Origin of the sequence: Algibacter lectus, from assembly GCF_004368925.1 — a bacterium.
In the GTDB taxonomy this organism is placed as follows: Bacteria; Bacteroidota; Bacteroidia; order Flavobacteriales; family Flavobacteriaceae; genus Algibacter; species Algibacter lectus.
Window position 1 is genome coordinate 1,015,013 of sequence record NZ_SORL01000007.1, and the last position, 25,682, is coordinate 1,040,694.

The 25,682-nt window shown below is 31.0% G+C and carries 16 protein-coding genes; 3 read left to right on the forward strand and 13 right to left on the reverse strand.

Annotated elements, in window-relative coordinates; all coding sequences use genetic code 11:
* Positions 1–35 precede the first annotated feature (35 nt).
* From DFQ06_RS05080 to DFQ06_RS05110, 7 genes are all read right to left on the reverse strand, one after another.
* Entirely contained in the window at positions 36–1,166 is a 1,131-nt protein-coding gene (locus DFQ06_RS05080; protein WP_133966412.1) for a glycoside hydrolase family 88/105 protein, read from the reverse strand.
* Between the two features lie 2 nt (positions 1,167–1,168).
* A complete protein-coding gene (locus DFQ06_RS05085; protein ID WP_133966414.1) occupies positions 1,169–3,439 on the reverse strand; it encodes a glycoside hydrolase family 3 N-terminal domain-containing protein in 2,271 nt (756 codons plus the stop codon).
* Positions 3,440–3,479: 40 nt separating this feature from the next.
* Positions 3,480–4,451 (reverse strand): Gfo/Idh/MocA family protein, encoded by a 972-nt coding sequence (locus tag DFQ06_RS05090; protein ID WP_133966416.1) that lies wholly within the window; start codon positions 4,449–4,451, stop codon positions 3,480–3,482.
* A gap of 89 nt (positions 4,452–4,540) precedes the next feature.
* Entirely contained in the window at positions 4,541–8,068 is a 3,528-nt protein-coding gene (locus DFQ06_RS05095; protein WP_133966418.1) for a sulfatase-like hydrolase/transferase, read from the reverse strand.
* A 563-nt stretch (positions 8,069–8,631) separates the two neighbouring features.
* Positions 8,632–12,699 (reverse strand): two-component regulator propeller domain-containing protein, encoded by a 4,068-nt coding sequence (locus tag DFQ06_RS05100; protein WP_235833487.1) that lies wholly within the window; start codon positions 12,697–12,699, stop codon positions 8,632–8,634.
* A 111-nt stretch (positions 12,700–12,810) separates the two neighbouring features.
* Positions 12,811–13,869, reverse strand: coding sequence for a GntR family transcriptional regulator (locus DFQ06_RS05105; protein ID WP_235833488.1), 1,059 nt, complete (start codon positions 13,867–13,869; stop codon positions 12,811–12,813).
* A 716-nt stretch (positions 13,870–14,585) separates the two neighbouring features.
* Complete coding sequence (locus DFQ06_RS05110; RefSeq protein WP_133966420.1) at positions 14,586–15,788, reverse strand: site-specific integrase; 1,203 nt, start codon at positions 15,786–15,788, stop codon at positions 14,586–14,588.
* A gap of 267 nt (positions 15,789–16,055) precedes the next feature.
* Between DFQ06_RS05110 and DFQ06_RS05115 the strand changes: the two genes are divergently transcribed.
* From DFQ06_RS05115 to DFQ06_RS05125, 3 genes are all read left to right on the forward strand, one after another.
* The gene (locus tag DFQ06_RS05115; RefSeq protein WP_133966422.1) at positions 16,056–17,405 is read left to right on the forward strand and encodes a tyrosine-type recombinase/integrase; all 1,350 of its coding nucleotides are present in this window, start codon (positions 16,056–16,058) and stop codon (positions 17,403–17,405) included.
* 6 nt (positions 17,406–17,411) lie between these two features.
* The gene (locus tag DFQ06_RS05120) at positions 17,412–18,077 is read left to right on the forward strand and encodes a hypothetical protein (RefSeq protein WP_133966424.1); all 666 of its coding nucleotides are present in this window, start codon (positions 17,412–17,414) and stop codon (positions 18,075–18,077) included.
* 95 nt (positions 18,078–18,172) lie between these two features.
* Positions 18,173–18,607, forward strand: coding sequence for a hypothetical protein (locus tag DFQ06_RS05125; RefSeq protein WP_133966426.1), 435 nt, complete (start codon positions 18,173–18,175; stop codon positions 18,605–18,607).
* A gap of 21 nt (positions 18,608–18,628) precedes the next feature.
* Here the strand turns inward: DFQ06_RS05125 and DFQ06_RS05130 are convergent, their stop codons facing one another.
* The 6 genes from DFQ06_RS05130 to DFQ06_RS05155 form a co-directional block, all read right to left on the reverse strand.
* Positions 18,629–19,537: a phospholipase D-like domain-containing protein gene (locus DFQ06_RS05130; protein ID WP_133966428.1), complete on the reverse strand. Its 909-nt coding sequence runs from the start codon at positions 19,535–19,537 to the stop codon at positions 18,629–18,631.
* A gap of 55 nt (positions 19,538–19,592) precedes the next feature.
* A complete protein-coding gene (locus DFQ06_RS05135; protein WP_133966430.1) occupies positions 19,593–20,837 on the reverse strand; it encodes an McrC family protein in 1,245 nt (414 codons plus the stop codon).
* Positions 20,838–23,507, reverse strand: coding sequence for an AAA family ATPase (locus DFQ06_RS05140; RefSeq protein WP_133966432.1), 2,670 nt, complete (start codon positions 23,505–23,507; stop codon positions 20,838–20,840). It abuts the gene before it with no gap.
* Between the two features lie 66 nt (positions 23,508–23,573).
* Positions 23,574–24,563 (reverse strand): hypothetical protein, encoded by a 990-nt coding sequence (locus DFQ06_RS05145; RefSeq protein WP_133966434.1) that lies wholly within the window; start codon positions 24,561–24,563, stop codon positions 23,574–23,576.
* 47 nt (positions 24,564–24,610) lie between these two features.
* Positions 24,611–24,814, reverse strand: coding sequence for a UvrD-helicase domain-containing protein (locus tag DFQ06_RS05150; protein ID WP_133966436.1), 204 nt, complete (start codon positions 24,812–24,814; stop codon positions 24,611–24,613).
* Positions 24,815–24,833: 19 nt separating this feature from the next.
* Complete coding sequence (locus DFQ06_RS05155; RefSeq protein WP_133966438.1) at positions 24,834–25,652, reverse strand: hypothetical protein; 819 nt, start codon at positions 25,650–25,652, stop codon at positions 24,834–24,836.
* Between the last annotated feature and the right edge of the window lie 30 nt (positions 25,653–25,682).

A 25,682-nucleotide genomic window follows, 5' to 3' on the forward strand; every position in this document is an offset into this window, starting at 1 on the left:
ACCAAGTATATTATGAATACCAAAGAATATTTAGTTTATTTTAATTTCAGAACTTCGCTTCCTGCCATTAAAAATGCTCCGGTACCAAAATTTTGCCAGCTATCTGCAGACGCAGGCTCAGGAGAAGCTCCAATATTTTGAACCCAACCTACTCTACCATCGCTGTGTTGACATTTCTTTAATGCTTGCCATGCTTTTTTTACAGCTGGTTGGTATTTCGCCTTATCCAATATTCCATTATTTACACCCCATGCTAAAGCAAATGTATAGAAGCCACTACCGCTTACTTCGCCGTGGTCATAAGCTTCAGGACATAATAAACTAGTACGCCATAAACCATCTTCTGGTTGCAGTTCCAAAATTCTTGACGCCATTACTTTAAAAAGATTTTCATAAAATGGTCGGTGTTTGTATTCCTTAGGCATGTCGTCTAAAAGTAGTGCTAAACCTCCTAATACCCAGCCATTTCCTCTAGACCAAAATATTTTCTTTCCGTTTGGTTCTTTCTCATCTTTATTATTGCCCTTCCAAACATAACGCATATCTCTTGCAAATAAGCGCTCTTCCTTATCGAATAATTGATTGTAGGTTTCCATATAAAATTTATGCATCTCATCTAAATACTTAGGCTGATTAGTATGCTTTGCATATAAATTTAATACGGGCGGCGCCATAAATAAAGCATCGCACCACCACCATAAAATAGTTTTACCACTAGTGGTTTTATCTTTACCCGATTTCCATATATTATCTTCAAATAAATGTGCATCTAAGAATTTCTGAGTAGGTTCTAAGTTTACAAAACCTGGTCGATTATCGTTCATTCCAACATAGAGATAACTGTACGATATAGCCACATCATCGGCGTGGTATAATCTATTATACGTTTGCCAATCGTTATTATACGCTTGATTTTTTAAAGCAGCCATATACATCATATCCTTGGTGGTTTTATGTGCTCGAGCCACTCCGGTATAATAGGCCCCTGCCGTCCAATCTGTAGGAGCGATAGCAAAAATAGGGTGTGCTTCTTGCCACTCTAAGGCTTTAATCATTGATGCTTCAATCTCAGAATTATCTAACGCCATTTGTGCAACTGCCTTGTGAGGCACTGCACAACCAATTAACGTATATACTGCCAGTAACTTTAATACCAATTTTTTCATTTTTATTTTTTTAGTTTAAATGTTGTTTCTAAATAATTTTCTGATGATGAACCTACTTTTACAGTATAACTTCCTGCCTCTAATATTTTTTCCATGTTAAGTCCAGTAAATTTCAACATTTTAGGTGTAATTTTAAAACTTACGGTTTGGCTTTCTCCTGGATTGAGTTCAATTTTATCAAACCCCTTCAACTCTTTATCGGGTCTAGTTACCGAGCCTATTTCATCTTTTATATACATTTGAACCACTTCTTTAGCCTTGATAGCCCCTGTATTTGTAACTTTTATACTAACTTCAATTACAGAATCAGGAGTGATTTCTGAATTAGAAATATTAATATTCGAATACTCAAAATTAACATAACTTAAACCATAACCAAAGGGATATATGGGACCATCTTCCATAAATAAGTACCCTTTTTTATAATTGATTTCTTTCATACTATAATGAAAAGGTAATTGACCAATAGATCGGGGAACCGTAACAGGTAATTTACCAGAAGGTGACACCTCTCCAAAAATGATTTTAGCTGTTGATTGATCTCCAAACTCACTTAAATCCCAGGTGTCTAAAATAGCATCAGCTTGCTCCGAAATGGTATTAATAGAGAGTGTTCTACGGTGTTTTAAAACCACAATTACAGGTTTTCCTATAGCTTTTATTTTTTCTATAAGTTCATCTTGAGCACCAACGGGATCAATAGTTGCTCGATCTCCAATAGCGTTTGTAAAAAAAGCTTCTTTTGAAGTAAACTCATCACCTCCTAAAAATAAGATAGTTAAATCTGAATTTTTAGCTATTTCAACCATCTTAGCTATGGCTTTTGGATCTTTATCTAATAACTTAGGATTCCCTCCTTTTTCATCCGTTAAATGAAATCCTTTTTCTGATACAAATTGAATATTCTTACCAACAACAGATTTAAACATTTCTGTTGTATTCTCTTTAACCAATGGCCCTAAAAGCGCTATTTTAGTTTTTTTATTTTTATTTAACGGAAGCGTATTATTTTCGTTTTTAAGTAAAATAATAGATTCTAAATCGGACTCCTTTGCTAATTCTAACGATGATTGTGCACGCACTCCTTTTTCAACTTCTGCAATATCGATATATGGGTTATCAAACAATCCTAATATAAATTTAGTTCTTAAAACACGTCTTACCGATCTATCTATTAATTTTTCAATTTCAGGATTTTTCTTTACCATTTCAGGAAGTAAAGCATAAGCATCTTCCGCATACAAATCTATATCTACACCAGCTTCTAATCCCATTTGTGCAGCTGCTTCAGGTGTTTCAGCAACTTTCATAAAATAATGTAAACGTCCAATATCATTAGCATCAGAGACAACGTAACCCTTAAACCCCCAATCATCGCGAAGTGTCCCCGTTAATAATTGAGGATTTCCATGACTCGCAATACCATTTAGATCGCCGTGTGATGCCATAATACCTAAAGATTTAGCATCTTTAACTGCGGCTTCAAAAGGTGGATATATTTCATCTATTAATGTTCTATCCGATATTTCAATGGCAGCAAAATTAGTACCACCTAACACCTGTCCATATCCTGCAAAATGCTTAGCCACAGCACCAATATGTGTACCTTTACCTAAACCTTCATAATCCCCTTGAACCCCTTTTATGGCATTAGTAACCATTTGGGTTGTTAAATAAGTATCTTCTCCAAAGGCCTCACTCATCCGTCCAAAACGCGGATCTCTAACCAAATCGGCTTCAGGAGAATGGCACATATGCATCCCACGTAAACGAGCTTCTTTTCCTACCACATCCCAAATACGATTCACCAATTCCGGATTAAATGACGCCGCTGATGCAATGGGACGACCAAATTTTGTACACCCTTCGGCATCCACACCATTATAAGATTCGGTAACAAATAACGCTGGAATTCCCCAACGGTTATGCTCTATAATGTATTTTTGAAGTTCATTATTAAATTTTGCAGCAGCAAGAGCATCCATATGTTCTGCTGGATTTTTTATTCCTGCTATACCTAATTTTAGTTTTTTTACTACTCTATCAGATAATTTCAAGCTTCCCTTTTCATCTGCTTCTACCCCAATGTTTGCATGAAATATACGCATTTGAGATACTTTTTCTTCTAAAGAAAGGTTGGGCAATAAAGCCTCTACACGTTCTTCTACAGATAAACGAGCATCTTTATAATCTTTTGATTGTGCTTCACTTTTTTGACAAGAAAAAAGTATAGTACCCGTTGTTATTAAAAATGTAAATAGTAATTTCTTCATTTTAGCTTAAATCGTTTATTTTTCTATTAAAAATTATAATTCATTTAATTCCACAAAACACATCCATGATTTGGGTTACAACGGCAGCCTCGCATACAGAACACGGATTAAGACTATTACTTAAAAAATAGTGCACGGTTTTATCAATCATAGGTTGTTGCACATGTTCGGGTGTGTCATATTTATAAATTTCGGTCTTTCCACAAACCGATAGGCTTATCGTATCGTTATAAAAAGAAAATACTATACGCCCTTTTTCTCCATGAATAATACAGCTATCCATATCTTCGGACGCGTTGAAATTCCAGAGGCCAGTGAACTTTACCCCATTTTTAAATATCATCTCGCCAGCTACATTTTGCTTCGAATATTGCGCTACGTCCTGGAATCCCTTTTTAATGATTTCAACCTCTCCAAAATAATGACACATTAAGTCGATTTGATGAGGTGCAATATCATGAAAATATCCACCTCCAGAAATTTCTTGGTTCAATCTCCAATTGTCTTCAGTCTTAGCTATTAAGCTCGTATTATCTTTTTGTTTAATTACTATTTTTACTGAAGCCACTTTGCCGATACTATTACTATCCAATAATGTTTTCACCTTTTTAAAAACAGGCAATTCGCGACGGTAATGCGCTACAGTAACTTTGGCTATATTTTTTTTTACAGCACTTAAAAGCACTTCTGCTTCATGTGTATTAAGGACCATTGGTTTTTCTAAATACACATGTTTTCCTGCTTTAATAGCTTGAAGTGCATATTTTAAATGGGATGAAGGCGGTGTAGCCACGTAAACCGCATTTACCTCTTTATTTTCTATCAATTCAGTTGCATTCGTAGTCCAATAAGCAACACCATGACGTTTAGCAAAATCAATAACTTTGGCTTCTTGTCGTCTCATAACACCTATTAAACAGGAGTTTTTGACCTTCTGAAAAGCAGGTCCGCTTTTAACTTCGGTTACATCTCCACAACCAATAATTCCCCAATTAATTTTTTTGTTTTCCATGAAATTGAAAGACTATTCTATTGCTATTTTATCACAATAAAACTGTTGTAATCGCTCATTTTATTTAATTTCTATACGCTTCACTTCAATTAAAACGAATTGATTTTTAATTGAATGGTATGCTTACCAGGAGATAATTGAACAGCATCAAAAGCAGAAGCCACCTTCTCTCCATTATGGATTAAATCTTTTCCCTCTATATCACCTAAAGAAAACTCAGCTACCATATTCCCCGGTATTTCAATTTCGTAAGATTGCAATCGGGAACTAATATGGGTGTACTTAGCTTTTATAGCACCACGAACCGTTGGTACTGTAATTTCACTTGTTTTTAGCGTACTCATTTGCGGTTTTATTGTAGCTATTCCAAATCCTGGAGTTTTAGGTTTGATACCCCACAACCCTCTTGGAATAACATTTGCAGGCACTGCACCCCAAGCATGATTCCAATCTAAATTATTTTTATACTTATTGTCCCAGGCTTCTAAAGTAATTGTAGATCCAATACGAATCATGTTGTACCAACTCCTTTCGGCAGTACTGGCCAATAAATCGAGCGCATAATCCTCTTCGCCTGCGTTATATAAGCCATCCATTAAAAATTGTGCACCATATACACTGCAGGCCATACCCCGAGACTTTACAAAATTAACAACCGATTCATAATATTCTTCGGGTACCAAGCCAAATGCCAAAGGCATCATATTAGCATGTAAAGATGCGTGGTCTGTACCTATCCCATCAACATAAATACCACGTTCTTTATCAAACATTTGCTCGTTAACTGCCTTTTTAGCTTTTGAAGCCCTTAATTCGAAATCGAGAACTTCTTGAGTTTTACCAAGTATTTTTGCAAATTCTGACATGATTTTCATATTCTCGTAGAAGAACGAATTTATTACCGTACTGTAAGGTTTAAATACAAATCCATCGAGTTCTCCTTTTGTTTTGCTTCCGTTAAAATTAGCGGGTGGCCAATCTACAATATCTGTAAGTGGCTTTTTGTACCCCTCTTCAAAACCGAGTTTACGCATAAACTCTGCGTCTACCTTTGTAGAGGTAATTAAACCGTCATTATTTGACAATTCATAAAGCGATTTATGCTTTAACGACTCGTAGTAGCGTTCTATTAATTCGGTATTACCCGTATACATATAATCTGCATAAATCAACAAAGCGACATGTTGTTGCCACTCGGTTGGCCATGTTGGGTGTTTCATAAAATATTCTATGGTTCTTCTTGCCATAGCATATTCTCTGTCGGTTGTGTAATGACTTAACTGATTAAGATAAGCATCTGCTTCGTACGGAATACGCTCTCTATCTCCATCAACATATAGTCCGTTAAACGTAGTTGCTTTTATAGAATACTTACTTAGATCCCATACTTGATTTAAAATATCATTGTTACTATTAAAACTACTAGCTTTTTCATCCCAATACGTATGAAACGCTAATTGGTCAACATCATTTGCTTCTATTTCGGATTGAGCCCCTTCAATTTCCACATACCTAAATGGCACCAATGGAGGAAACCCATCAGGCAAGGGAATGGCTTTGTTGGCTCTTGTGTTTCTTTCGTCTGTTTGAACAGGAATTCTATAGTTGGTTTGACCTGGTTTTACATTAATTTTCAACTCTTGATAACGAATATTACTTTTTGCAGGAGGTGTACGGTTAACGTTGCCCTGGTTATCTATCATTTCTCCGACTCTAACAGTTAAGGTATGTGGTGTTTTTGCTACATATTTAAAATCCATTGTTGCAAAAGCAGCTTTACCAAAGTCTATAAAATAAAAAGCCCCTCTCTTTTCAAATGTTGCTGGTTTAATTTTATCGATAACGAACTTGTTTTCGGTAGAAATAATATAACTATCACTTTCACCTATAGTAAATTTCTGAGCTTTTGAATAATCAACTAAACGGTTTTCCTCATCCCAAATTCGAACTTTCCAATAATAAGTTTCTCCTACTTTTAATGGTTTTCCTTGGTATTCTACATTAGTAGATTTTGTTGAACGTACTTGACCGCTATCCCAAACATCACCATTATTATCATTAACAGTGGCTTCCTTAGATGCTACTAATATTTGATAAGCAGATTGAAATTTGGAACCTAATGGTACCGCCCATCCAAGTTCTGGATTTAAATCGAAAACTTTAACTTCGGTTTCCGGCTCTCTTATTAGCTCGACTGTTAAATCGGTTGGAGCTGCTCTAAATTCATTGCTATTCTTTTTAATTAACTCCTCTAGTTTTTCGCGAAGCTTATGGGCTACTTTTTGGTATTTTTTCTTTCCTATTAAATTATTTATCTCCTGTGGGTCTTTCTTGAGGTTATAAAGTTCCTCTATAGTTTTGTCATTCACATAACGAAAGTATTTCCACTCTTCAGTACGAACACCTTCACTTGGAGGAATTTTGTCAAAATCCCATATATGCTCTATAAGAATGGTATCTCTTTCAATTGTATTTCTTTCTTGTTTTACAATAGGCATTAAACTTTTACCTTGCCAAGATTTAGGGGCTTCTACCCCTGCTATATCTGCAATAGTATAGGGTACATCAATATTCAACACCATATCGTTAATATCTTGATGTTTGTTTACACGAGGATCGAAAACTATTAATGGCACCCGAATAGAGTTATCGTACATTAACCATTTACCTGCTAATTGACGCTCCCCTAAAAAGTAACCATTGTCTCCCATTACGATGATTACCGTATTCTTATCTAAACCTTTTTCTTTTAGTTTTTCTCTAATTTTCTTGATTTCCAAATCTATTCCAGAAATCATTCTGTAATATCCTTTTAGACTGTGCTGATACTTTTCGGGAGAATCGTAACGCCATGTCCAACGTAACCTATTAAAACCATCTCTAACAGCTTTAGGCTGGGCTTCAAAATATTTATCATCAGCAAGTTCAGGACCAGGAATTGTAGTGTCTTGTAAAAGCTTATCGGTAGTATTTTGCCAGAAATATTGATCTATAGCACCATCATGGGCATGTGGTGCGCTAAAACTTAACGACAAACAAAATGGCTTATTATTAGTTGCATTCTTATCAATAAACTCCAATGCCCGATGGCCCGTGTAACGCGTTAAATGAACTGTATCTTTATCGATTGTTTTATAATAGTAGCCTCTTTTATCTTTATACTTGTTATTTCGGTCATAAGATTCATATTCATCAAATTGCTTATCTAAATCATTATATCGAACACCATATTTACCATAAAAACCAGTATAATACCCATTATTTTTAAGAAGTGTAGGATACGAGCTTTCCATATATTCTCCTCGAATATTCCCTGTTTGAAAATTAAAGTTATGTGATCGTTCGTGCAATCCTGTTAATATGCTAGCTCTACTTGCTGCACAAATAGGTGTTGTAACAATGGCTGTTTTAAAATATGTTCCAGATTTTGCCAAATTATCCATTTCTGGAGTTTCCACATATTTATTACCCGCATAACCAATCGCATCGAAACGCTGATCATCTGTAAGGATAAATATAATGTTTGGCTTTTCTTGGTTATTTTTTTGCTGCGCATTAGTGAGATTTAAACCACAAACAACACTAAACAGACCTAATAAAAAACGACTTTTATACATAGTAATAGCTACAAAAATTATTGATTTAATTTAAAATAATATTCTCTTTATAAATTCAAAAAATTAAAATTAATCTATTAATATTTATTGATTGTCCTGTTCTGTCCTGACTTAATTATCATTAAGAGATTTATATAATGTCCAACATCAATATTAAAAACATAATTATAACTCCTTATATTTTTATTCTTATTTTTCAGTATTGATAGTAGGGTCATGGAGATCAATATATCCAGACCCCTTAGGGAAATCTTATTCTACAGCAACGGTAAACGGATTAAGTGAACCATATAAATTATAGTTCGCCTATTAAATAAATAAGCATCAAAGAACAAAATACCACAATCAAAATTATGGCTAATTCCAAGACATTGATTTTCTTATTTTTCATTAGTTTAATTAGTTAGTTATAAACCTATATTAAAAAGCAAACTCTTTATTATTTGCTAATCACGTCAAAACTAAACAACTAGAGGGGTAAATAAATACTCAAAAAGAGTAAACTAATTCTTTTACAATATATTGCGAGGTAATCTTAACTTGTTTCCGGAAATAATTTCATTTTAATAATCTCCAAAGGTTTTTATATACTCTGTTGGTGTTTTACCAAATTTTTTTCTAAAACATTTACTGAAGTATTTAGGGTTTTTAAATCCTAAATTATAGCTAATTTGAGAGATATTTAACTCTCCTTGCTCCAAATACTGTGCTCCTCTTTTTAAACGTATATGCTGAATAAAATCTTTAGGTGAAAATCCTGTCCATGCCTTAATTTTTTTAAACAAGACCGTTCTGCTCACCCCTAGTTCTTCACAAAAAAATGAGATATCAAATTGCTCATTACTAATATTTAATTCCACTATGGATAATGCTTTATTATACAGTTTTTCATCTAATGAAGACAATACAACGTCATCGGGTTGCAGTATTTCATTAGAATTTATTTTTTCCTTTAAACGGGAGATTGTACTCAAAATATTTTTAATTCTTAGCTTCAACTCTTTCACATTAAAAGGTTTGCTTAAATAATCGTCTGCTCCACTTTCCAACCCATCCATTTTAAAAATCAACGAAGACCTTGATGTTAACAAAATTACAGGAATATGACTTGTTCTAATATCTTCCTTAATTAGAGAACATAACTCAGTACCCGTCATTTCTGGCATTACTACATCACTTACTACAAGATCTACTGGCTCACCTATAGCTAGCTTATAGGCTACTTTTCCATTTTCCGCTTCTAAAACATTATATTCTGAAATAAGAATATCTACAATAAATTTTCTAAGTTGCTTATTATCTTCTACAATAAGTATTGTACTTTTTTCCTGAATATGTTGAAGCTCAAAAACATCTTTTTCAAGCACTACTTCCTGACCTTCTAATTGATTAACATATTGCTCCAAATCATCAGAGAATTTAAAATCTTGAATAATTTCAGTTTCATCCAAATATTCTTTTCCTAATGGTAGTTTGAATGAAAAAACGGTTCCCTTACCATCTTTGTTACCAGAAACACTAATTTTACCTTTGTGCAAGTCTACTATATTCTTTACTATTGATAAACCTATACCTGTTCCTTTATTATAGTCATTATCCGGTTTATTATTTATAGACAATTCAAAAAAACGTTCAAAAATTTTATCTCTATATTCTTCAGCAATCCCCACACCCGAATCCTCTACCTTAATACAAATTTCATCAGGATATTGAATAACTTTTAATGTAATTTTCCCTCCCTTTGGTGTATATCTAAATGCGTTTGAAATTAAGTTATAAAACACACGCTCTAGCTTATAGCGATCATAATAGACCTGAATATTATCGGAAGTAGTTTCTAAAGTATAATCGTAATTTCCATTTTTAGCATATTCTGAAAAAGACAAATATATTTCTTTTAAAAACTTCACTATATTTCCTTCCGCCGCTTCCAGTTTCATTAAATTATTTTCGAGCTTTCTGAAATCCATCAAGCGGTTTATGAGTTGTAGTAAGTGATTAGCACTACTCTCTATAACTTTCAATTTTTTATACATTGTGCTGCTCCCCCTATAATTATCAAGTATTTCATTTAGGGGGCCAAGGATTAAGGTAAGTGGTGTTCTTAGCTCATGAGATATATTAGTAAAAAATTCTAATTTATGCTTATTAACTGTTTTAATTTGTTCTGCTTCTATTTTTTCTAAAGCTAATTGATGCTTTAATTTTGTTTTTGACTTTAATATGTTCATTAAATAATACAAAACATAAAATATAAATACTCCATAAAATAAAAAAGCCCACCAAGATCTCCAAGGTGCAGGATTTACATGAATATTTAACCTCGTAGGAACTTTATTTGAAAAGCCATCATTATTAACCCCTTTTATTTCAAAAGTATAATTTCCAGGGTTTTGAATGGTATAGGACGCTGTGTTTTCTGTGGTTTCTGTCCATTCATCCTCAAGTCCTTTTAAACGGTATAAGTAACTATTCTTACTTGAATTTATAAAGCTGGGTATAGAAAAGGAGATACTAAAATTCCCTTGGTCGTAGGCAAGTTTTAGGTCATCTGTAAATGTTATAGTTTCAGTAAGTAATCCTTCTTTACTATTTACATTTATAGATTTATTTTTTAATTTAAAATGGGTTATTAATACTTGCGGTACATATTTATTTCTAATTAAATTGTTGGAATTAAAATAAGACACACCAGATGGTCCTCCAAACATAAAACCTGAATCTCCGATATGTAAACTAGCCTTATTATTAAACTGATTGCTAATAACTCCGTCTTTTTGAGTATAATATTTAGCTATACTATTATTAACAGTGTTAAAGCAAACTATACCTTGATTGGTGGTACTAAGCCACAGCTTTCCTTTTTTATCTTCTTCAATACTTCTAATTCCTATAATTGAAATATCACTAATTTTTAGATTTACCGGAGTAAACTTATTACCCACAAGTTTAAAAAGTCCGTCAAACTCTGTCCCTACCCACATAGTCCCTTTATAGTCTTCAAAAACGACCGTAGTACTAAGTCCCAAATTAGTGCTTTCATCATAAAAAAAGTGTTTTATTTCTCCATTTGGTTTAATAATATTACCTCCTTTAAAACCACTTATCCAAATATTATTTTTAGAATCTACATATAGACATTTAATATTATTACTTGTTAAGCCTTTATTAATTAGCTCATAGTTTTTTTTAATAGGATTATACTTTATCAAGCCTTTTCCCAAAGTACCTATTAAAATATTTTTATCAAGATCTTGACATATATTACTTACACCTACATTTTGAATAGATTCTAATAACTTTTTAGGCAAAATATCATTCTTGACTTCTCGATCATTAATATTGTACAATAAAAAGCCTTTTTCAAATGTCCCTATCCATAAATTATTGTTTTCTGACAAGAACAACGATTTAATATTATCACTTTTTAATGCACTACAATTATTGGTTGTAATATATTCAAAGAACTGATTTTTAGTATCTAAAATAGACACCCCGCCCCCTTCTGTTCCAAAATAAACCTTGTCGTTATGATTAACAATAGAGCTTACCGCCTTAAAACTTAAACCTTTATCTGCAGGTTTTTGAGTGATATTAATAAAATTTATATTGGAATCATCCCATATATTAATACCTCCATGATAGGTTCCAACCCAAATCGAGCCTTTTTTATCTTTAAACAAACTTTTTATAAAGTTCCCACTAATAGATTCATTATCATTAATATCACTATAAAGCGTTAATAATTTTTTATTCTTATCTATAATCTGTACACCATCATAAGTGCCAGCCCATAAATTTCCCAAATCATCAAATAGCAGTTTTCTAACGTTCTTATCCTGCCCCTTTAAGCTCAATTGGTCTAAATAAGTAGTAATTTTACCACTATCTAAATTATACTCCAATACATTTTGATTACGTGTCCCTAAAAGCAAGTTCCCATATTGACTCTCTTCAATATCCTGAACAACCACTCCTTCTGTTCCTTTTATTCTAATAAAACTGTATTCATTATTACTTTCTGCTATAACTTTTAATACTCCATTGTCTGTTCCTATGTAGGTTTCTCCTGCTTTATTTTCGAAAATAGAAAGTACCTGCCCCACTGAAGTATAATTCTTAAAGGAATCTTTAAACTCATTATATATAGATAGCCCTGACGGTGTACCTACCCATATTTCTTGGTTTAATAACTTTTTAATAGTCCAAACAATATTGTTTCCAAGGGATGTTTTCTGATCATCATTGAGATAAGTTTTAAATACATCCGTCCTAGTGTCATATTTATTTAATCCCGAAAAAGTACCGATCCATATTGTACTATCTCTACCATTTTCAATGCAAATAATATCGTTATTACTTATTGATCTAGGATCATTTTTATCATGCCGATAAACCGTAAACTCACTACCATCAAATTTGTTTAAACCATCTCGAGTACCTATCCAAATTTGCCCTAAATCATCTTGATTAATATCTATAATTGTATTTTGAGATAAACCATCGGTTGCCACCAAATGCTTGAATTTATAGGTGTCGTTTTGTGAAAAACCTAAAGCTATATAACTAAAAATAAAGAAAAACATGAAATGCCCACGCATATATAAAAAGTACGGTTTAATTAATGACATTTTAAAGCCAGAGTAAAGTTAATTAAACTTTTTTACTTGTGAGACTAAAGTATTAATATCTATTGGTATTAAATAAGATTTGTATAACTTAAAATTTTAATTAAGTATTTTTTAAACAGAGGCTCTATCTATAAAATGAAAAGGCACTTTTACTTTGCTTTTATCATTATTTAAAATCATTTCAGCAGCCATTAACCCCATTATTTTAAAATCTGTAGACACCACTGCTATGCCTAATAGTTGTTTAAGCGGAGTATCATTATAGGATATCACACCTATTTCTTCTCCCATTATAAATTCTTTTTCTCGTATTTGGTTCACTAAATTTACTAAATCAGTCTCCTCAATAGTAATAAACAGGTCTCCCTTAATAAATACCATATCATCACAGACCTCACTAAGTATTTCAAAATCAATTTCATTTTCCAAACAAAACTTCCTAAAACCATGAAGAATCCTCCTTGGAAAAGGATAAACAGATTTTTCGGGATAAAATAAAATCATTTTTTTATACTTAGATATTTTAGATATCCCAATTTTTAAAGCGTCATATATATCTTTATCAAACTCCTGATATACTGCAGCTACATCCTTTTCTATTGGCAGCATCAAATTATCCAATATGATTAATTTATTTTTTGGAATACTATTTATAGCCCTAAGCGCCTCTTCTGTATAACTAGCATGCTGAAGTTTATCGGTTTTAAAATGCGGCATAATAACATAATAATCATAACCCGATTTATTATTCTTTAAAGTATTCAAGAAGACAAATTCATCACAATGATAAATCACTAAATCAATTTTCGAATTGACTCCAATTCTATCCAAAAAAGAATTATAAATTCTCATTTTATAAGAACTTAGTTTATTTACTAAAAATAAAATTTTTAATTTATGCGTAGTCTCTATTTTTGAAACGTAATAACCTCTTCGAGGTATTGAAACAATTATATTACGCTCTTTTAATATACTATATGCTTTTTCAACTGTATCCCGAGAAAGGTAGAAATCCTCACTTATTGTATTTATTGATGGTAATTTTTCATTCAATACTATATTACCGTTTGATATATTATTGATTATAGAATCAACGATCTGTTGGTACATTGGTACTCTTGAGCTTTTATTAATATCTATAAAATTAATTGCATCCATTACAGTTTCCATGATTTCTAAAAATTTAAAGATTAAAAAAATTCTGACTGCAATTTACTTTTAGTAGAGAGTTAAATTATACCGAATTTGGTATCGAAAAGTACCAATTACCCTCAACAAAGTGTTTTTTCCCCACTAAATGTAAGAAAATAAACTTGTTTTAAACTATTTTTTGTATGATTGAAATACTGAAATAAATACACTAACATTTTTGTTTTAACTTAATTTCTTCTCATTTTTTTATAACTATAGCTATTTTGTTATACATAAACTTGTTTCTACTTTAGAAGCAATTTAAGTGTAAAAAAGAAAAATTTTAACTTAGTTACCATGTCTATAACTTTTAAGCAGGACTAATTAAAATATATTATTTATCATAATAACATTAGAATAAAAACTTATTATAAATGATGGTTTCTGTATTTTAAAACCCTATTGGTTATAGCAGGCTATTTTTTTTGAGTTTCGTGGTTAGCAAAAAAAATACTGTTTAGTTTTTAATGAAAATAAATTTAGAAAAGGACTAAAAAAAACAAATTGACTTACTTCTATCTTATCCATACTCAGTTAATCAAAGTTAAAAATCAATAAGTTGAATAAAGACTTACAAAACGGTATGTAATTAGGTGCCAAATAAAACTATAGCCGTTATTACCTTCTGAGACTAATATTAAAATTAGATTTTGGTTAGTTCCTCTTGAACCAATTAAACAATCTCTTAATAAAACTCAAAAATCAATAACCATATCAAGTGCCTCATCGGCATCTTTACGCAAAAAATTAGCTTGATAAAGCATAGTTGTAGTAACCGAAGAATGTCGATATAGTTTTTGTAACATTTGAATGGGTATTTTATCTCCCGAAATATTACCAAAACTATGGCGAGCAATGTGCATGGACATTTTTTTATCTATTCCTGCTTGCTCGGCAACAAGCTCTAACCTCCTATTGAAGTTTCTTGTAGCTGTTTTTATTCTCGTTCTTACGCGTTTCTTATCATTTAAATTAATCCCTTCTAACTCCTTAAACAGATAAACAGAATGTTCTTCTCTTTCTAATTTACTGAGAATTTTAGAAACTTTATCAGGGATCTTCAAAGACACTAATTTGTTGTTCTTAGCCATACGGTAATGTAATCGCTCGTCATAAAAATCTGCCCACTTTAATTGTAATACATCACTTATCCGAATTCCTGCAAAATAAAAACTAATTAACCATGCATATAAAGCGTACTCTTGAGCTTGGGTTAAACCTGTTAAATTCTCTAAAGTTTTTATTTCTTCTCTATTTAATCCTACCTTTTTTGTTTCTGGAAACTTAATTTGAAATTTCCCTTTTCCAAAAGGGTATAACTCTTTTTTGGTGATGTTTTGACTAATAGCTAAATTATAAATAGTTCGAAGCGTAATCATATAATTAGCCACAGTACGTGCAACCAAATTTCTTTTACTTAACAGAAAATGTTCAAATTGTTTTAGGAGTTCAACATTCAAGTCTTTAAAATGAAGGTGATCGTTTTTTATAAATTCTCTAAACACTGCTATACGACCAATTTCAATATCCAATTGATGAAACTGCTTTCGGTTTCTTATGTTTACCAAGTAACTCTCGGCTACTTTAAAAAAATCGTTATCATATTTCGATACAATCTGATTTTTTATCTTTTTTGAAGATAAATCCTGCGCTTCAATCTCTGCATTAATCAAACTTTTGTTGGCTAAAGATAGTTTTGATAGTATCAGCTGATTGATTTCTAAATGATCTGGATGTGATTTTCTTACCCTTCGATTTTTGGTATCCCACTGCTTCAACTTTATAGATTGTCCAATATAAATATATGATGGCTTCCTATCCTTTATAATTCTAATCGATATAGGATGTAGATTTTTTGAATTTGGTCGTTTAACTAAAAAAGGTGTTACTGATGCCATAAGTATTGATTTTTAATAAAGATAAAACTCTGTGTATTTATACACTGCTAAAACATAGCTAAAACATTCTTTGATATTAATTGATTTCATTTCGATTCAAACAAAATCTAAAGCTTCACTTTTAGTGAATTTTAAAGGTATTCATATTGATTTGACATAGTACGCTCTAAATTCATAACTCGGAGGTCATGGGATCGTGCCCCATTCTCGCTACATCATTTAATCGATTCAAAACAAACGGTTTAGTTCACTCTAAACCGTTTTTTTATGCTTAATATAAACGAATTCATTACATTTGAACACGAAAATGAACACGATTTAGAATACGATTTGGCACACAAAAAGATTTTTTCAACTCCAAAAATCCACACCGCTAACGGAGATTTATCAAAACGTTGGTACGTCTATTTTTCTTTTCGAGATCCTAAAACAGGGAAGCTCAAGCGAATGAAAAATATTTATGGTTCTGCCAACTCTCACAAAAATAAAGAAGATAGGCTTGCACTTTTATCTCGATACCGTAGAAGACTTTTAAAATTACTTAAAGAAGGCTACAATCCATTTCTTGATAATACAGAATTTCATAAAAATAAACTTGCTAAAAAAAGTGAAGTTCCTGCTCCTGTAGAACAAGCTAAAACTGTTCCTGTTGAACAATCTATCCCTGCAGAAGTAAAAATTGAAGCTTCACAACCTCCAAAACAAGAAAAAGAAGAGGATAAAATGACGATTCGCGAGGCTTTTGATTTTAGTTTGGAACTCAAGGCTAAAGTAATTAATGAAAGGTCTCTAAAGGATTACCAATATTCTACCAATGCTGTTGTGAAATGGGTAAAAGAGAATAAACCGAAAATTAAAACCATAGATCAATTCACTAAAAAAGTAGCTCTAGAGTTTTTAAACTCTGTGTTATTGAAATCTAGTGCTAGAAATAGAAACAATTATCGTCTTAATTTAAGTAGCTTGATGCAAACTTTGGAGGACAATGAGATTATTGCTTCTAATCCAATGCGAAAAATATCTGTTCTTAAAAGTACTCCGAAAAGGAATCAAACTTATAGTGCTAATGAACAAGAAGACATATTTAAATACCTAGAAAAAGAAGACCCCATATTACTTCTGTACATTAAATTCATTTCTTACAATCTACTAAGACCAATAGAAGTGTGTAGATTGAAAATAAAAGATTTTGACTTAAAGAATAACACCATTAAGTTTAAAGCTAAAAACAGCCCTTTAAAAACGAAAATTATTCCTAAGATAATTTTAAAAGAACTTCCAGATTTATCTAAACTGAATCCTGAAAACTTTTTATTCACACCAATAAAACTTGGTGGTGCTTGGGATGCTACAGAAAACAATAGACGCGATTACTTTTCTAAACGATTTAAAACCGTAGTGAAGGAAAAGTTTAACTTAGATAATAACCATGGGCTTTATAGTTTTAGACATACATTTATAACTAAATTATACCGTGCTTTAGCGCAAAGCACATCGCCTCATGCTGCAAAAAGTGAATTGATGTCTATAACAGGGCACTCTTCAATGCAGGCTCTTGAAAAATACTTAAGAGATATTGATGCTGAATTGCCAAATGATTATTCCGATTTACTATAAATAGATATGGATATTTTTACAACGATAAAAGATAATTTACTTCGGCATTATATTATATATGTGCCAACCATTCTTTTTTCTAAACTTAAAGGAAGTATTTACGAAGGTGTTTTACCTGAAGATGCTGCTAATACTTTATTCTATCTATTCAATCCAAAAGAAATAATTGCGGACGTTAATGCGTTTTCAATAGTTGCGCTTTTAGAAAAATCGGATATACTAGAAAGTAATCTTTTTAAATTATTTGAAGCTAAAAAGACTTTAGAAGAAGAACATTTTAGAGTATTACTAGATAAATATAAAGAGCACGTAGAAGGTCATGCATTTATGACGCGGTGGATGTATGTTAATATAGATAAAACTTTCGCGAACTTAGATGTTGGTATTATCAATATGTTTAAATTCCAAGCGGAGCAATTTCAAAAACATAGTGAAGAATTAAACAATCATTTTAAAATTCAACCAAATAAAGTACCGAATGAAACTATAGCGCTTTTAGAACAATTAAAGGCAACCTATGCTAGTACTGAATTAAAAATTACTCCTCCTGAACCTATACAACCTCTACCCGTTAGCGAAAAGGCTAAACCTACCAAAAAACAAAAGCTAATAATTGATGATGATGAGATTGATAAGTTTTTATTAAGCTCGGTTTTTAACGTTGATCTCTAACTTTTTAAAATTTTTGACTACAAAATTAGTCTAAAAACTACAAAAAATATTAATTTAGCGTCAAACGTGCGTTCGTTTGACGCTAAATTAAAGATATGGAATTTTATACTTGTCAATATTGCTATAAAGAATTTGACCCCAAACGTCGTCGTGTTCAAAAATATTGTAGCAACTCTTGTCGTTCGAAAGCTCATCATGCTAGAAAGAAAATAGAAATGAAACTTCCTACCGTTTCTGATTCCGAAGCTAAAACTGAAGTCACAACTTTACCAACTGCACCTGAAAAAACAAAAGTAGATTCAATGAGTTTGGCTGGTACAGGAAATGCAGCAGCAGGTAGTTTGCTAGCCGATACAATAAAAGCTGCTTTTACTCCATTGAATAATAAACCTGCTACTAAAGGTGATTTGGAAAACCTGAAAAAACAGATTCTTACACGTTATTATAAAATCAATAATTTAGCTCCTAGACATGATGGTGCTCTACCCTATTTTGATATGGATACTGGTGATGTTGTTTATTTTTTTTAGTGTTGGGGTAGCTTACTACTTTTATTTATTAGAAAGCTTTCTATATTTTTCAATAATACTAGATATACCTTCATAGTATTTTTTGTCCTTAATGTTATCATCACTCCAATCAAAATTAAAATCTCTGTACAATAATAATTCTTGATAAGGATCATTCCAATAATACTTAAACCCCGCAAACTCATACTCATCGTATACATTTACCCACGCGTTATATACTTTGATTAGTTCTTCTTGATCTAACTTAAATTTTATTGCTATTCTTTTGTATTCAAAAATAACATCTACTTTGTCAAAATAATTATCACATTTTGCAAACCATACTTTATCATTAATTTCAAAAGGCTTAAACTTCTTATTCAAAAAAGATTTATTTAATCTATCACATAGATCTCTTGCCAAATCTTCTTCGGTTTTAATAATATCTATTTCAAAAGATCTTTCTCTAGCTTTATCATTAGACTTCTCTAAACTTGCACCATTAATAATCTCGCGAATTTCTTGTATACCATCATCAAAAACTTCTTTATCATCATTATAAATTTTAAATCCCTTTTCATCACCGTCAATATCACATCGATGCATTAACATTCCCATTTCCCTATTATTCTTCTCTGAATATTCATAAAGATTCATAGAACCGACAATAAGTAAATCTCCATTATAATAACACTTACAATGTACATTGGGATGATGCAATAAGTTTATATTTTTTAGAGCTAAGAGCTTGCTTTTCTCATAGTCTGATAACTTATTCTCTCTGTAGACTAAAGTTATTTCCACTCCATTAGAATCTGCTTTATTTAAAGCCTTTAGGACATTTTCAGATGTCTGAATATATGGAACTATTAAAATCAACTCTTCTTCACTTTCCTCGATTAATTTAGGAATCCAATAATTTAATTTAGGGGTATTTAAAAACAATGCCATTATTTACTTCTTTTATTCTCTTTTGAATTTATTACTAAGTCTTCTTTAATTTGATTCATCCTTCCAAGAGTTTTATAATTTTATTCCCAATATCTTTATCTAATTCACCTTCCTCACCCAAAACAGATACAAAACCCATTTTACATTGATGATCTATATCAGATGCTTCATCATTTTCATGCTTTGAATAATCGTCTGTGAGATAAGATTTGAATTTATTTTCAGCATAATCACCAGGATATAAAAGCATAGCTTTCTCTGCATCCCAAAAACGACAATAGGTATACATTTGACGCAAATCCCCTACTGAAGCCGAACTTCTATTAGGTCGTTTCCACTTTGTGTCTATAATTATTGTCTTTTCACCTTGCCGTAACACTATATCTGGACGCAAACTGTTGCTTCCCCAAAAGGATTTAGATTCTTGCCCTGAAACTTTTATATCTGTACCTACACACTCCTTTTGAAGTTGCTTTAAAATATAGGTTTCCCATAACTCATTCATATCAAACAAAAGTGACAACATTTTTTCTTTACCACTTGAAATATCTGGCGAATAGTTAAGAATAATGAGACGTGCTAATTCTAATGCGTTATTATATCCATTAGATTTCCTGTTTAGATGAATGGCATTAAGTTCTTTTGCTGTAATAATTTTATTATCTACTTCTGGAAAGTTCAATTGTACTCTATTTGCTAAATCTTGCAATCTAGACCCATTTGCAAATTGAGTGACAATAGTTAATGCCTTTTGTAAAACTTGATGTAAAAAGTGATTACTATCGTAAACCTGATGCGTAGTATAAAAACGCTCTTTATGAATTATATTTTTACTAATGTGTCCAGCAAACTCTAGCTTTCCTTTTAAAGCTTTTGTGTTTTGTGTTTGCTTTCTATATTGTTTAATTAGTCCTTTTCTAACTAGACTTTCTACTTCTAGCAAATACAATTCAAAATAAACCTCTAACAAGTTAAGATGTTGTTTTTTTACATGTGCTGCTCCAGAAGATTCTGCTTTAAGCTTTCCACAAGCTTGTAACATTTTAAGCAAAACACCTTTCCATTTATTATCATCGTCATCTTTATCTGCTTTAGGGTTAATCTCAATAGTTAAGCCATCAACTTGAATAACTCCTACGTATTGATTAAACTTTACACCTTTGGCTATGGGTTCAAAATAATTACCATCGTGATATTCATTCAACTTTAAAAGTGCATCTAAATGCACTTGTTTAAAGCCTTGATCACCGATATAAAGACGTTGATGTTCAAAAACGGATATGTTGTTTCGTTTTTTCAATTATTCAGCAACTACTTCTTTTAAACCTAATAAAAGTGATACAGCATCTTCAACTGTTAAGGCATTAACTTGCTTAAGTTGATAGCTTGGTATTTTATAATCGTTAGCATTTTCATAATCGAATTTAGCAAAGTCTACTTTATCATTCTTTAATTTTTCAACAAAGCCCTTTCCTAAAACCAATCCTATTTTACCATAATCACCATAAAAATACTCTTGTAGTAATGGCATAATTTTATTATTAAAAGCTTGAGCTAATTCTTCTTCATTATTAACATCTACAAAGTAAGAATGTCCGATACTGTGATCTCTATCGATTAAAAGTTCGATACGTTGGTTTATGGTTTTTAATACTTCAGAAAGCTTTAAATCTCCAACCATTTCATTTTCTATAACTCCATAATCTGGCATCATTTCTTTAAACTCAAATCGTCGCCTTAAAGCAGTATCTAATGCTTCTACAGATCGGTCTGCAGTATTCATAGTACCATAAATATCTAAGTTAGCTGGCACGCTAAACTCTTTTTTAGAATACGGTAACTTTATACTTAATTCATTTTTACCTCCACTTCGTTTATCTTTTTCAATAAGTGTAATTAACTCTCCAAAAATAGCAGAAACATTACCTCTATTTATCTCATCAATAAAAATTGCATAACGGTTACCAGGATCATTTTTAGCTTTAATACATAATTTTTTAAACACACCATCTTCAATAGTATATCCTAAAGATTGCCCATCTTCTATTTCGTTATCGCTCTCTGGAATAATAGGTTTTATACCCTCAATGAAATCCTCATAAGCGAAAGATTGATGAAATGTCACAAAATCATAGTTTTTTATTACTTTTTGTGGACTAATATCAAAATCATTTACATCTTGCAGTACATCAAAAATTTCGGGGCTTTGTTCTTTCACCTCATCATCTAATAAGCACCAAGTTTTATTATCATCCTTATCAAAAATTAGTGGGTTTTGACGTTGCTTATACGCAACATTTTTAGACTCTAAAATAGTATGCATTTGTAAAGTACCCCATAACGTTGCTCTTACATTTTTTGATTCTGATAATGCTGCTTTGGTAGCTACCCACCTATTTTCTAAAATATCGTTTACTTTAGCTTTTCCTATTTCATTTAGAGCTAATGCAATTACCTGCCACCACGTTAAATTTGAAACTGTTTCTTCAAAATACTTTTCTTTTGTTACCGCCTCTTTCTTTAACGTATAACTATCAAATAACCGATCTTTTAAATAAAACGTTTTACCTGTTCCTGGAGGACCGTATAGTATTTGATTTTTTGGAGCTATATTAACCATAACATTTTGTTCTTTCTTTTCTTCTGTAGTTTCTGCTATAGATTTTAACAAATTTGGATTTCTATCTGTGAATAGTAAAAAATCTTGTGTTAACCAATTTAAATCTAACTGTGACAACTCTGATTTATGTAATTGCTTACTAAAAAAATCAACAATCTCCTTATCCTCCAATAAAATATTGCATATTCTCTGCATTGGTTTTTGCATTCCAATTACAAAATCAATATTACTACTCTTTAACTTTATTGAAAATAACTCTTTAATAACACCTAAAAAAGATGTTCTACTTGCAGGAAAAACAGAATTAGGTACTAAAACAGACATCCAGCAAGACAAAATAGGAAAACTCATATTACGACTAGAATAATGTATATATTCTAATTCTAGACCATTATAAAAATCTCTAAAAATTCGGATATCTTCAATTCCAATATATTTACTAAGTTTTTCTCTAGCTCCTTGTTTAATAAACTGAACTCCTTTAGAATTGGTATAGTTTTCATTTTGCGAAGCCAAACAAATTTCAAGAATTTCTTCATTAGATTGTTTGTTAAAATCCACTTTACTATATAACCAACTAGCCCATTCAAATTTGTATAACTCAGCATATAACCAATTATCCTCTAATAGCGCTCTTTTGTAGTTTTGAATTAAACCATCTAGTTTTGTATTACTACTTTGTTTTCTATAATCATTTAAATTCATCATTTTCTCAAATTCTTCAAGGGTAGTACCATCTTGTAATTTCCATTCATGTTTTCCGTTTGCTGCTCTGTTAAGAGTAATAACCGCAGCTGGCGATGGTTTATTAAAAGTTATACTTTTTTTAAGAATGAGATATTTACTAAACTCTGAATCTTCAAAATAATTCTCTTTTTCATATTTAACTCTCATTTTATAATAAGAGTGTTTTAAAAAACTAGGTTTTGGTTCTTTATAAATATAAGATCCTTTTAATAATTGATAACCACCTTTTACAATTTGCAATTTTGCTGTTAAAAAATCGCCATCTGCAGTTTTATCAGTGTTAGAAACTTGAATTTGAAATATAGGATCTTTAAGCTGCTTTTTAATAACATTAAATTTAAGTTTTTCGAAGGTATTAAAACAGTCCGTATTTTTTCCACCTTTAAAATAACGCTCAATCGTTCTTCCCTCTGCATGATAATTTGCATAAGCCATTATAGCTTTAGGAGCGTAATGTTTACCTTCATGAACCAAATCATAAGTTGAAGATGGCCCAAATTCATTCGGATACCCTTTTTCTTCAAAATCTCTAATTCCTTGCAGTATATGTTCTTTAGTTACTCTATTGAATAGCATTAACTTATTATCTTTTAATTTTAGCATAAAAAAAATGCTGCTAATTGACTCTGATTCTTTCCGTTATATACGATTAACTAACAATAGTTCTATTTATATTTTCTCCTCATAAAGACTCTTTAACTTTAGATCGTTACTCCATACTGCATTAATTTTTAAATGAAAGATTTTATCTTTACCATAATCCTCTTTTAGTAATTTGTAGATCATATTATACGTTACAGCATAATCATCATTTAAAGGTGTCACTTTGAAAGTATCCCATTGTATTTCCACTCTACTTTCAGGATGATTTTTTATATACGCTTGTGTTTGTTTCTTAATCTCAGAAAAAGTTACATTAGACTTACTATACCACTTATTTACATAAGGATTAATGTAATTTTCTAATTCATCTATATTACCAGATTGTATAGTGCTATAATACTCAGTTGTCTTTTGTTTTAAAGTGTCTTCTGTAGGCGTTTTGAAAACATTAAAAATAAAAAAAGACAATAATAGCAAACCAATAGCAAATCCAACTATAAATTTCTTGTTTTTAAAACGAGATACAGAATCCTCTTCTACTCTAGCTTTCTGTTCATTAATACTTTCTTTCAAGCGTTCTTCAGACTCTTGTGGTGTTATTGAGAAATTTAATTGACTGCTATTAACTAATGCCTTATCAATATGAAAACGTCTTAAATATGAATCATAAAGCTCTAAATAACTCAACTCGTCTAACGGAATTAAACTTACATAATTAGGATTATCTGGCACACCACCATATCCAATAGCAATATAAACAGGTGTGTTTTCCTCTTTTTGAATTATCTTAAACCGTTCTATTTGATTATAACTTATAACCTCAATCATATCTTTAGCATTAAAACCTGATCGAAATTTTGCTTCTACATAAAACTCTTGCTGTGTTGTTTTACAACGGAACTTAAAATCTGGTTTTAATGTATCTTCAGCATATCTTGTTTCGTTTTGACTTATGCTATTTGTTCTATGTATTAAATCGTAATCTGTTACTTTGAATAATTTATCTTCTACAAATTTTTCAAATAATTCTCCTTTTTCAAATGAAGAGTATTGCATTTTCATAATTATTTTTATACTATTTATTAATCCCTATTCTCACTAGTTTAAGACGTTCTGCCATTTGCTCTAAAATATTTAGAATCGGCATCTTTATCATTAATTAAATAATTAATTTTATTAAGCAAGGTTTTTGTTTTGCCCGACCCTGCTCCTGCTAATACTAACATTCGTTTTTCTTCTGATAATACGGCTTTTCTTTGCTGATCGTTTAAACTGCTTAAATCTGTTCTAGTAGGTAGTATTTTCATTCTTTAATGGTTAACAATTTTATTTAAGACACATTTCTTTTAAGCTAAAATCAAGTTCTTCATAGCGCTCAAAGAATATATTAATGTGTTTTACAAATCGTTCTAATTCTTTTATTTGATAAATAGGGAATTGCCCCCCAAACTTTAAGTGAGCCAAATCCTTATTATGAGCAACCCAATTTCTTACTATTTTTATTGATTCTACAGAATTCACGTTAAATTTAGAAGAAAGATAATTTTTACTAATCAAAAAATAAAGCAAGTCATTTAAAAAAAATGTTTGAAAAGGATTAAAGTTCAATCTACGATTCTTCTCCATTTCTTTTTTGGAGTAATCATCGGGCATACATTCTTTATATCGCTTTTCGAAATGTGAATTATTTTGACCTTCCTCTTTCATCCATGAAATCAAAGAATCGTTTGTTTCATTCTTTTTAATTAAATATTTGCGTATTAAATTTTCAAACTGATAAACTAATTTATAAGTTTCAAAATTTATAAAAGAATTATTATAGTCAGTAACATGAACAACTCCTTTTATTGTTTTTTTCTCAATAACAAATAAAACCTCATCATGATTTCCACTTTTAAATTTATCTAATGTTTTTGAATCAAAAAGTAAATCAGTTGGATTACAAACCAAATCAGGAGACAACTTTGCGCTTTTAAATTCATGTCCTATTAACTTATAGCAAGATTTTCGATCTCTTCCTGGTAGGCATGTAATATTATTATTCTTGCAAAACTTTATTAAATTAGGTATATCATTCTCGTTATAAAACATCAAGTCCTTTACATAAATGTCGCTAATAGTTGCGTATTTTATATTATCTATCATATTTTTATTTTATAAATACTCTTTAAATAC

Coding starts and splice junctions, on each gene's coding strand:
- DFQ06_RS05080 (WP_133966412.1), bottom strand. CDS start 1,166: ATGAAAAAATTGGTATTAAAGTTACTGGCAGTATATACGTTAATTGGT.
- DFQ06_RS05085 (WP_133966414.1), bottom strand. CDS start 3,439: ATGAAGAAATTACTATTTACATTTTTAATAACAACGGGTACTATACTT.
- DFQ06_RS05090 (WP_133966416.1), bottom strand. CDS start 4,451: ATGGAAAACAAAAAAATTAATTGGGGAATTATTGGTTGTGGAGATGTA.
- DFQ06_RS05095 (WP_133966418.1), bottom strand. CDS start 8,068: ATGTATAAAAGTCGTTTTTTATTAGGTCTGTTTAGTGTTGTTTGTGGT.
- DFQ06_RS05100 (WP_235833487.1), bottom strand. CDS start 12,699: ATGTCATTAATTAAACCGTACTTTTTATATATGCGTGGGCATTTCATG.
- DFQ06_RS05105 (WP_235833488.1), bottom strand. CDS start 13,869: ATGGAAACTGTAATGGATGCAATTAATTTTATAGATATTAATAAAAGC.
- DFQ06_RS05110 (WP_133966420.1), bottom strand. CDS start 15,788: ATGGCATCAGTAACACCTTTTTTAGTTAAACGACCAAATTCAAAAAAT.
- DFQ06_RS05115 (WP_133966422.1), top strand. CDS start 16,056: ATGCTTAATATAAACGAATTCATTACATTTGAACACGAAAATGAACAC.
- DFQ06_RS05120 (WP_133966424.1), top strand. CDS start 17,412: ATGGATATTTTTACAACGATAAAAGATAATTTACTTCGGCATTATATT.
- DFQ06_RS05125 (WP_133966426.1), top strand. CDS start 18,173: ATGGAATTTTATACTTGTCAATATTGCTATAAAGAATTTGACCCCAAA.
- DFQ06_RS05130 (WP_133966428.1), bottom strand. CDS start 19,537: ATGGCATTGTTTTTAAATACCCCTAAATTAAATTATTGGATTCCTAAA.
- DFQ06_RS05140 (WP_133966432.1), bottom strand. CDS start 23,507: ATGCTAAAATTAAAAGATAATAAGTTAATGCTATTCAATAGAGTAACT.
- DFQ06_RS05145 (WP_133966434.1), bottom strand. CDS start 24,563: ATGCAATACTCTTCATTTGAAAAAGGAGAATTATTTGAAAAATTTGTA.
- DFQ06_RS05150 (WP_133966436.1), bottom strand. CDS start 24,814: ATGAAAATACTACCTACTAGAACAGATTTAAGCAGTTTAAACGATCAG.
- DFQ06_RS05155 (WP_133966438.1), bottom strand. CDS start 25,652: ATGATAGATAATATAAAATACGCAACTATTAGCGACATTTATGTAAAG.